A 10,400-nucleotide genomic window follows, 5' to 3' on the forward strand; every position below is an offset into this window, starting at 1 on the left:
TGTTTGAAAAGGAGGGTGTTGTTATGGAAAACAGAAACAGGCTCAAAACAAGCCTGTTTCTGTTGATAAAGTTTATTTTAAAGATTGTACAGAGTGAATTAATCTTCAAAAAAATCGTTGTCAATTTCTTTGATTTCAATAATCTTCTTTGTTTGAATTCCAACGTTAAACTGAATTGCAAGTTCCAAGAGTCTATCTGAATCAATTAACACAATTTTATTGTGTGGATTTTGATTAGCTGCATTCAAAGCTTCATTAGTAAAAGTAGAAGTGGTAATAAATACTCCTTTCGTAGTGCCTTTCAAATTTAGTGCACCAATGAAATCTCTTATATCTTTTGGAGATACCTTAGTACTGTCCCATTTTTTAGCTTGAACATAAATTTTTTCAATTCTAAGATGATCCTGATAAATTATTCCGTCTATACCACCATCATTAGATTGTCCCACTACTTCAAAATTAGATGCATCCACCCCTCCATATCCCATTTTTGCTAACAATTCAACAACAAAACGTTCAAAGAAATCAGGCGTTTTACTTTTGAGTAGTTGTAAAAGCTCATATTTTAAAGACTTATGTAAATTTTCTGTCGCTTTACCTATTATTACATCTGGTGTTTCTGCTTGTATTTCTTCAATAACAGTACTACCTGTCAAATCATTAGAACCTTCACTATTGAAAGTTGATTCCCATTGTTGGAATGCCTCAAATCTACGTAGAAAAGCAATATTTATATAGCTTAAAGTAGCATCATTCAATGCCTGTTTACCTAATTCTGTTATTTGATAATGTCCTCTTGATGGGGTAATAATTAATCCCGCTTTATCCAAATAACTACGGCTCCAACCTACCCTGTTTCTAAAAAGCGGTTGTTTTCCACTCGGAATTCTCTCTCTCAAATCATCTGAATTGAGGCTAAAGTGAACCGATAACATCTCAACCATTTGGTCTAATGAATATATTTGACCATCTTTAATAACTTCCAAGAATGGGTACATTATTGTTTGAAAATCTGGAACCGCCATATCTAATTATTTATTTTTCAAAGTTTTTTCAAAATCATCACAAATCTGAGGTAAAATATCTTTTGTCTCTCTTTTGAAGAAATCATCCAGTCCTTTATTTAAAACTGTATATTTACGATAGATTTTAGCAAAATCATTATAGATTTCTTCTTGAGAAAATGCTAATCCATCATCGTTTATCTTGGCAATCAAACGCATTCCCATATTATCACCTTTAATATAATCAAAGAAAATATCAATTTGCTTCTGAAATTTTTCAATCAGTTCTGCAATCTCTTCTTCTTCCTGATTACGTTTTTCAATAACCTTTAATATGTTGTATTTGTATTTATTTATGTTTGAATCTCCTTTAGGCTCAGCTACAATATCCTTAGTAGGTTTTTGGATGTAATCCTTCGGAGCAATAATCCCAATTTTATTATCAAAATATATTTCAACATCATCAATAATTTCATCAGGTTTATTTATTTGCCTGAAAATAGTATTAAATTTTCTCCAAAATTCTAAGAAGAATGGTTCTTTGAAACGTTGATCAAATTCAATTACAAACTCAATAGTATTAAGAATTTTGAAATATTTATTTATCCTTTCCTGAAGCAGTTTTGCCTCTGTCGAAGATTTTAATATATAAATTTCAAATCCTTCCTCAATATCTAAAATCGTATCAATTCCTAAATCATCATTTTTATACTTTACAAAGCTTGAAAAATGGTTTGTGTATAGACTATTCTGACAAAGCTCGTTATAAAAAACATTTAGTTTCCCTTCATCACCAATCGGATCAAAGTCAGATACAACAACATTGCTAAAGTACTCAAATGCCTCCTTAATATTTTTTACATTGATATTTTTGTAAGAAAAATCAACTATTTTACAATCAATTTTGTTTTTTGTAGTTCTATTTACTCTGGAAATAGTTTGAATAGCATTAATACCTCTGATTTCTTTGTCTAAAAATAGAGTATGAAGCTTTGGCTCATCATATCCTGTCTGCAGTTTATCTACAACTATAATAATTCCATTTTTAGCCAGTTTGAAATTTTGTAAAACAGATTTTTCGCTCAGTCCACTATTAAGTGTGTTACTATTTGGTTGGTATTGGCTATCAGAATACACGATATAAACAGGAGCGTCCTTATATTTTTCGTACTTTTTATCTGCTGTTATTGCTTCAAAATATTTTTCTATTCTCTTTTTATATTTTATAGCTATTGGAATAGATGAAACTGCCAACATTGCTTTTGCTGTTCCTCTAATTTTGGTATAGACAGCTGTTACCAATCGTTCTACAATGAATTTTGAAATAGCATCTATACGATCTGTATTAGCATAAATTTTCTTTTTTCGGATAGCATATTTCTTTCCATATTCGTCAATTCCTGTATCTGTATTTTCAGGAATAGCTTCTTTAAAATAACCTAAATCATCTTCAAATCCTTCCAACTCATTATCCGGAATTTCAAAATACATTTTGGCAGAAACCGGAACAATATTTTTTATTGGATTCAGAATATAGCCATCTTCAATGGCTTCTTTCATAGTATAACTATCAAACGGAACCCAAATTTTTTCTGATTCCGCATATTTATTAAATTCTCCAAACCTTGCCAACGTATGATCACTTGGCGTTGCGGTAAAACCAATTATTAGATTTTTTTTTGTCCGATTTTCTTGGTACGTTTCATTATTATCGAAACTGCTTTGCAGCTCATCAAAAAGACTGATCATTTCTTCATGTTGCGTTCCACTATTACTTCGATGAATTTCATCAATTAGAAAAGCAATACGAAGCGTAGAAAGCTTTTTGATGATAGAAGAATCTAAAACATCATTAATGGTAGAAAATTTTTGCAGATTCACCACTACAATTTTTTTATCAGTGCTCAATGCATTGATAAAAGTTTTCTTATCAAAGGCTTCTACAAACATCCCTTTCTGAATGTTCATATTATGTAACATTGAATCAAGTTGGTCTCTTAACTGCAATCTGTCTACTACCAACATTATTTTATCAAAAACGTATGTCCCGTCTTTTCTCAAATCTTTTAGTTGTAAGGCTGTCCAACCAATGATATTACTTTTCCCAAATCCAGCTGAATATTGTAGGAGCAAAGAATAAACATTTTTATTATTCTGATATTTCTGTCTTTTGGCAATCAGTTCTTTAATACGGTCTTCACCAGCTCCAATTTCCTTTAATTCTGTTTCTAATTTCCTGATAAAATATTCCGGTTCTGTCTCGTGTTCAAGAAACTCATCAATTTTATCTAAGATTTTATCCGTTCCGAATTTTTGCTTGGGTCTTGGATTAATAAGCCTCCCGTCATTATGTTTGTTTTCCTTTGTTCTACCCCCTTCTTTCTTGATTAATTCACGTTCAATGAAATTATAATACAAAATTTCTTTTTCGATATTCTTCTTGTCATAAAGTGTTTTGAAAACCTCCTCAAAACGTTGTGTTTTACTTGCTTCCGAGTTGCGAAGCGGATAAACTTTGAAGTCTTTTTCAAGGCTCAAATAATATTTATCAAAGTCATAGCTATCATCTTTTGCAGATTTTATCTCTTCAAAATGATTGGATATATTTCTCAGTATATAAGTTTCGTTAATATCAGTGGAAGTAATATGAATAGCCTTTTCAAAAATCTTCAAAAAATCTTTCCGGATGTTTTGAGATGAATCATTCTTATCTGATATTATAAGATACTCCTGAACAGCGGAGAGATAATCTTTTGCCACTTTTTTAACTCCATTTTTCTTGGCGTTCTGATTATTCCAATTACTTTTTAACTCACTATAGCCTAAATAAATCCCATTGACAAAAAAAGACAAGTCAGGACGAAACGAAAAACGATTTTTTCCTTCAAACTTAAATGTATAGGGTAATTCTTGAACTACGGAAAATATATTTTCATTAAATAACTTATCCTCATAAAATTCACTTCCACTCGGATAGAACAGATGCAATTTCACACCTTCAAATTCCACCGTTTTGTTATTGTTAATAAACAAGGCCATATTCATTGAAGATTTTATACGTTCATCCAGAAGATTACTGAACGTTTCCAAAAGTTCATCTTCATTATCAAATTTTCTCAACAGTTTTTTGTAATTATCTTTGTTGAGAGTAGTTTCCGATAAAAATGCTTTGAGGTCTTCCAATATAAAAAAATGTGTGGAAACTGTATTAGCTTTGGCTTCTTTATATTGCAAACCATCTGTTCGCTCACAAAGGAAATGGATAAGATATTTATCTTGTAAATCTAATTCGTGCATTGGTCTAATCGTTTATTACTTTTACTTTTCCGGTCACCACATCATTAATAAGTGTTTTGCGAAGTTCTTTGAGTGTAGTAATCTGTGTTTCAATATTTTTTACTATTCTGTCTATTGTAGTGGTTCTCTCATCTAAATATTGAGCAATCTTGGCTTGCTCTGAAAGAGGAGGAAATGCAATATGAATTACTCCCATTTCATTATTCATTATTTTTGCACCATTCGTATCAATTCTCTTATTGTGAGTGGCACTTTCCTGCAAAGCATACACCGTATAATTTAAATTTACATTTCTTCTTTTAGGTTTTAAAGTACCACATACATTCGTACAATTAAATTTACCCCTTCTTCTAAATACTGTACCTGCATTTACTCCATCTGTTGTCCATGTTAATAAATCCCCTTCAAAATCGTATGTTTCTATATATCCTAAACAACCATCATTTTCGGTTTGTGATGAGTAAACAGGATATTTCCCATTTTCGATTAGTTCTGATTGACCAATAACTCGTCCTCTACCTATATTGAAAATATCTTTGATTCTTTCAGTTTTCCAATGAGAAGGAATATGATTAATATAATTTATTCCGCTTTCTTTCAGTTCAACTTTATCATCCAAACCTTTAGTTACCGCTTTGTTGATAGTGCTTTTTCGTAGCTCTCTGTAATATTGTATTTTTTGTTCTAAAAGTTTTATTTTTTTTTCAATCGTTTGGGTTTTGATATTGAGGTATTCAGCAATTTGATTTTGTTCTGTGATGGGTGGAATTAATATTGGGATATTCAACGTTTGTCCCATATTCAAAGCTTCCTTTGAAGTTCCAGCCTGAATTAGATTGATATACTCCTTTACAGCATTCGTTTTGAAATACGCTGCAATAAAAGGCACTAATTTTATATTTAATCTTAAAAAAATGATATGTTGATTAATGTTTGCTTTAGGAATAGATTGAGGAACTATACAAGTTCTGCCTATTGATGCTCCAGTAATATTTATCAAAATATCATTGGGCTTCAATTGTGAACTTTTCATTTTGTTATAAGTCGTTTCATCTATGTAGGAAACGTTATCAATTCTTAAACCATCATCATATACGTTTTGACTTCTTAATAGTGGTATTCCTGAATTAACATAAACCTCACTTCCTCCCTTAGGAGTAACTCCACTACCTATTTTTACAATAGCATCCTTCACTCTTTTTATCTCCCAGTTTTCAGGAATTTCTTCCAACCAACTTATACCACTGTCTTTATATTTACCATATCTCTTCATATTCCCAAATCCTTTTCAAGATCTACCAATTCATCTTCTAGCATTTTTAAATCTTGGGTTATCTCTATAAGCTCCCGTAATTGTTCCGGCTGGTAAAAAACTTTATTGAAGTTAATTTCAACTCCCACTACATTATCTATATATTCAAAAGGTTTGGTTACATATTTTGCCATAAATGTATCTATTCCTTTTTGGTTTTCGTTTTCATCAGGGTCATAAGAAATTATTTCATAATCTTTCTGTAAATCTTTTGTTAGTTCTAATGAAATACTGATAACCGCATCTTTGGTTTTAGTTGCTTTTTTAAGTACTGGCTTTATCATTATTTTTCCGCAACCCAGCTCTGACAGGCTTCCATTTCTGTTTTCTATTATGGTTTCCTTATCGTTATCAAAGTAGTAAATTACATCATTAGCATGAACTTTTAATCCACCTTCCTTATAATCAATACCAGACAATAACGGTTTCACTTCATTTTCAAAATACTGTTCCAGTGAATTGTAATTTTGCTTGTTGAATTCAGAAATTTCAAATTCCGTCCAACTTTGCGTTTCATCATCTGCCAACCACTGTATGTTTACCGGATTCAATTTAATAGATTTTTCTTCTACCGTTTCTCCTGAACGATTGATTTTTAATGGCATTTCTATTGACTTTCCATTTTCATCAACGTTAGTTAGCATTATTGATTGCTTATTGTAATAAAATTCCCATTTGTCAAAAACTTTTGCAAAATTATTGTTAGAAAAATCAGTAAATATTGTAACAATATCTTTTCTATTTTCAAAATTCATCTGCTTACGTTTTTTACCTCTACTTTTTTTCAGGGGTTCATAAAGCTCACTGGCATTGATAAGAATAACTTTATCTTTCCGTTCTGCGGGTTTATTTTTATTGAAAATCCACAAATAAGTATAAATTCCCGTATTGAAAAACTCATCAGTAGGCATTTGGATAATGCCTTCTACCCAATCTTGGTCAAAGAAGTATTTCCGAATATTACTTTCACCGCTTCCGGCATCTCCACTAAAAAGTGTAGAGCCATTATGTACCACAATAGAAATACCATCATCTGCCAACTGATACAAAATATGTTGGGTAAACAGAAACTGCCCATCCGAAATAGATGGTAAATCAATAAAACGCTCAGTTTTATCATTCTGAATATCTTTTTGATAACCCTTCCAATCCACACCATAAGGAGGATTGGCGACTACAACATCAAAACGTTTTTCAATAAATTTAATCTCCGTAAGTGTATTACCGTGCCTAATGGTAGAATCTATTCTAAATCGACTTTCAATTTTTGCTAAAGCGTATAGAGCATCATTCCAGTCTTCTCCAAAAGTTGCAGTAGGTCTATTCCTGAAGGTTTCTCTAATTCTATCTTCTACTCCAAAAAGCAAGTTTCCACCTCCACAGGTTGGATCATAAATTGTCAGAAACTTCCCGTTATCCTCTATTTTAGAAACAATAATATCAGAAATTAAAGAAATAATATCATCAGGCGTATATTGTTCTCCGGCAGTTTCCGCAGATATATCTGCCCATTTTCTTTTGATATGCTCCTCAAGTGTTGTAATCTCGGAATTACTAAAAGGCGTTAAATCAATCTCACTCCAAGTTTTTACATAATCAAACAAAATACGTTTTTTGTTGAGTAGACTACTTACACCTGAAATATCCAGGTACTTCTCCTCTTCCGTACCACGCTCTACACCTAACAAACTTTTGGTTTCACCATCAAAGGCTCGCAAATATAATTGGAAATCTAAATTAAAATTTTTGTCATTTTGGCTAATAGATTTTAGTGTCTTATTTTGCCTGATAACATAATCGTTATAACCTAAACCTTCTAATTGAAAAACCTCTACAAAATCATCTATATCTTCTCTACTAAGTTCATTTTCAAGTCTTCCTGCTTCTCTTATTAGTCTACTCTCTACCATAAGTAGGGCAAAAAATGGCATCATGTATTTGGGAAAATCACTTTCCTTAACTCCTGCTCCTCTAAGATAATCCGCTGTTTTCCAAATATCGGATTCGTATTGTAAAATATTTACACTCATATAATTAAAATTCAATTTTAATATTTCCACCAAATCCCTTTTCAACAATTTCAGCAAGGGTTTTGATTTTTATATTATTACCTTCTTCACTTTCAATTCTTGAAATATAACTTCTCTTTTTTCCTACTTTTTGAGCGAGTTGTTCTTGTGTAAGATTATGCTTCTCACGAGCTTCTCTAAGCAATTTTGCAATATTTATTTCCATAAATAAAAAGTTACATTTGAATACACAAATGTAACTTAAAAGTGGCGATAGCCAAAATTTTATAATAAGTATTATTTGACTAAAAAATCTATAAAATCAATAAATTTCTTTTAAATAGAATTAGTTAGACCTTCGAAATATTCTTGACATTTTTTAATTATTTACTACCCTGCCTTACTTCTGTTGAAATATTTCCATTATCATGAATTTTATAATAAATAAAACTATTAAAACTATGTTGTAAATAAACAGGATGACCATTCTCGTCATTAATTACAAGTCCAGCTAGTTGATTTTTTCCCCAATCTTCTTCTCCAAAAAATACAGATACATTCCAAGAATTAATTTTTTCTCCATCCAGATAAAAATCTTCATTTTCACGAACAATCATTTTTTCTTTGGTATCATATGTAAAATTTGTTTTATCTAAAACCTCTTTAGCAATTTTCTCAATTTGTTCTTTTGTATGCTTCATATCAATTTATTTTAATATTCCTAATTTTCTTAATTTTACCAATTCATCCATTTCTTCAATTACTAACTTTGGTTGTCCCATTGGTATTCTAATCTTATCGTTTAAGTATTCATAAGAATCAACTAACTCTCTTTTAGTCCATTTTTCTTTTGTTTTCCAGATAGCATCCCAGACCATTGTTTCATCTTCCCAAAGAGGTAATTTTGCATACTCTTCAGGGGATAGCCTTTTCCAAGTTTTCATATGAACCATTTCATGAAAAACCGTCAATTCTGAAACTTCTGAACGTAAAAACATAGTTTTAAGTCTTGGATTGAAAGAACCTACTACACCTCTTGCATTCCAATCTTTAAGTTTTTGTTTCATCCCAAAGTCCTTATCTACAATTTTCAAATCTACATCATATAATTCCTTTAGCAACTTTCGGAGCTTTTTCAACTCTTTTAAAGTTAACAATCTTCCTCCATCTAATCCAAAACTATCATCAATTTTTCTGAAAAGCTCTTCAATATCCTCAACTACTTCATCATGAATTCTATTACCACTTCCAAATATAGCCTCAATTTTCTTTCTAATCCATTCCGCAACTTTACCACTTTTTATAGCTTCCAGCATTTCAAGAAACTCTTTCTCCAACCATTTGTAAAAGTCTTGTGCAGAATTAGCAATTTTCCCACCTAAATTTTTAGAGAGCTGTATTCCCTTCGCTCCTAACTCTTCTGCTTTAGCTGTTATTCTGCTGATTTTAGCTGACAGGTCTGCCACTAAAGAGCTTCCTCCTGTAAAATATGCAATAATAGCATCTAAGATAAGTTCAAATGCAACAGCACCAATGAAGTATGCCCAAAAATACTCATTATAATCTTTTATTGAAGAAAACTTCTTTTTTAGTACATCAATAACTTTTGATAGTTCTTTCCATATCTTACCTTCACTGAACAGGCTTTTAATACCTGCAAGAAATTCTTTAGAATTTTTGGTAAATAAATCTACAAAATCTTCTATGAATTCTAATTTCTCTTGATGTTTTGCCAACTCTAACGGACTCATTTTTTCCATCTCCAAAAACGGAATTTTATCCGTAACCATTGCTAACAGCATAATAACGGTTTGTGCTAAAGAAATTAAGCCATTGAGCAGACCACATAAAAAAGCGTTAATTTTTGCAACTTCTCGATTGACTTTCTCCACGATAATTGCACCAATACCTGAAAAAACTTCCAATATTTCATTAAAAAAAACTTTGAGCTTGTTATAGACATTTTTTATACTTTCAGGGATATTATCTTCAATGAAATTTTTTAAATAGAAAACAACAGCAAAGAAAATATCATCCGTAATAGTAGGTGTTGCCTTTACTACGGTTGTGACTATTGCCAAAGAAACTTCTTCAAAATAATTTGCAAACTCTTTAAACCTGCTAAATCCTGATGCTGCAACTTCAGAAGCGTTTTGCATGGTCTTATATTCTTGAGCAGCAATGGGAACAGGAATAATCGGTTTATATTTCACTTCCCTTTTTGAAAAACCAATTGTTCCTATTTTATTTTGATAAGTGCTGTACATCGGGTTTACATAATATTTGATGTAATCGTAATTTTCCTCTGTAAACTTCCATTTCTCAATGGTTTCTATGCCTCCTCTCATCCAGTCTGCCAACTGATTGTTTAATGAGAATACCTTTTTATAGACTTCATTTAGTTTACTTTGTTCAGCAATTTCCAGATAGATTGCACCCTTTAAAAGAGTTTCGTTTATCTTTTTATCATCTGCAAGCTCTCTAACAAGATTGTCAAACCCACTTATTGTTATTGATTCTGTTGGAGTTACATACGTGATATTTTGATTATTACTATAAATTCTGTTAAAGAAGTTTTTGGCATCTTTTCCCATTTTTACCCGACAGGCAGTACCAAAAAAGTTGCTTTTTTTAGGGTCATCTTCTTCATAGAAAACTTTAAATTGTTTCTCTTCTACACCCTCTTTTTCGTATCTATCAAACACTTCAACACCACTCTTACATAGTATGAAAGTATATTTTATGCGATCTGTTTCTTTAGTTTCGGGGATTTTATCG

General features: G+C 31.2%; 7 protein-coding genes. All 7 read right to left on the reverse strand.

Annotated elements, in window-relative coordinates; all coding sequences use genetic code 11:
• Positions 1–98 precede the first annotated feature (98 nt).
• Positions 99–1,025 (reverse strand): restriction endonuclease, encoded by a 927-nt coding sequence (locus DRF60_RS10805; RefSeq protein ID WP_116012066.1) that lies wholly within the window; start codon positions 1,023–1,025, stop codon positions 99–101.
• 6 nt (positions 1,026–1,031) lie between these two features.
• Positions 1,032–4,301 carry a DEAD/DEAH box helicase family protein gene (locus DRF60_RS10810; RefSeq protein ID WP_116012067.1) on the reverse strand — a complete coding sequence of 1,090 codons (3,270 nt, stop codon included), beginning with the start codon at positions 4,299–4,301 and terminating at the stop codon, positions 1,032–1,034.
• A 4-nt stretch (positions 4,302–4,305) separates the two neighbouring features.
• Positions 4,306–5,574, reverse strand: coding sequence for a restriction endonuclease subunit S (locus DRF60_RS10815; protein WP_116012068.1), 1,269 nt, complete (start codon positions 5,572–5,574; stop codon positions 4,306–4,308).
• Positions 5,571–7,643, reverse strand: a complete 2,073-nt coding sequence (locus DRF60_RS10820; RefSeq protein ID WP_116012069.1) for an HsdM family class I SAM-dependent methyltransferase — start codon at positions 7,641–7,643, stop codon at positions 5,571–5,573. The genes DRF60_RS10815 and DRF60_RS10820 overlap by 4 nt, the downstream gene beginning before the upstream one ends.
• 4 nt (positions 7,644–7,647) lie before the next feature.
• Positions 7,648–7,848 (reverse strand): helix-turn-helix domain-containing protein, encoded by a 201-nt coding sequence (locus tag DRF60_RS10825; protein ID WP_116012070.1) that lies wholly within the window; start codon positions 7,846–7,848, stop codon positions 7,648–7,650.
• Positions 7,849–8,005: 157 nt separating this feature from the next.
• Complete coding sequence (locus tag DRF60_RS10830) at positions 8,006–8,323, reverse strand: hypothetical protein (protein ID WP_116012071.1); 318 nt, start codon at positions 8,321–8,323, stop codon at positions 8,006–8,008.
• Between the two features lie 6 nt (positions 8,324–8,329).
• Positions 8,330–10,400, reverse strand: a 2,071-nt coding sequence (locus tag DRF60_RS10835) for a zincin-like metallopeptidase toxin domain-containing protein (protein ID WP_133297249.1), incomplete at its 5' end; no start/stop codon positions are given.

The sequence above is a fragment of the Chryseobacterium elymi genome, from assembly GCF_003385495.1.
GTDB lineage: Bacteria > Bacteroidota > Bacteroidia > Flavobacteriales > Weeksellaceae > Chryseobacterium > Chryseobacterium elymi.

Coding starts and splice junctions, on each gene's coding strand:
- DRF60_RS10805 (WP_116012066.1), bottom strand. CDS start 1,025: ATGGCGGTTCCAGATTTTCAAACAATAATGTACCCATTCTTGGAAGTT.
- DRF60_RS10810 (WP_116012067.1), bottom strand. CDS start 4,301: ATGCACGAATTAGATTTACAAGATAAATATCTTATCCATTTCCTTTGT.
- DRF60_RS10815 (WP_116012068.1), bottom strand. CDS start 5,574: ATGAAGAGATATGGTAAATATAAAGACAGTGGTATAAGTTGGTTGGAA.
- DRF60_RS10820 (WP_116012069.1), bottom strand. CDS start 7,643: ATGAGTGTAAATATTTTACAATACGAATCCGATATTTGGAAAACAGCG.
- DRF60_RS10825 (WP_116012070.1), bottom strand. CDS start 7,848: ATGGAAATAAATATTGCAAAATTGCTTAGAGAAGCTCGTGAGAAGCAT.
- DRF60_RS10830 (WP_116012071.1), bottom strand. CDS start 8,323: ATGAAGCATACAAAAGAACAAATTGAGAAAATTGCTAAAGAGGTTTTA.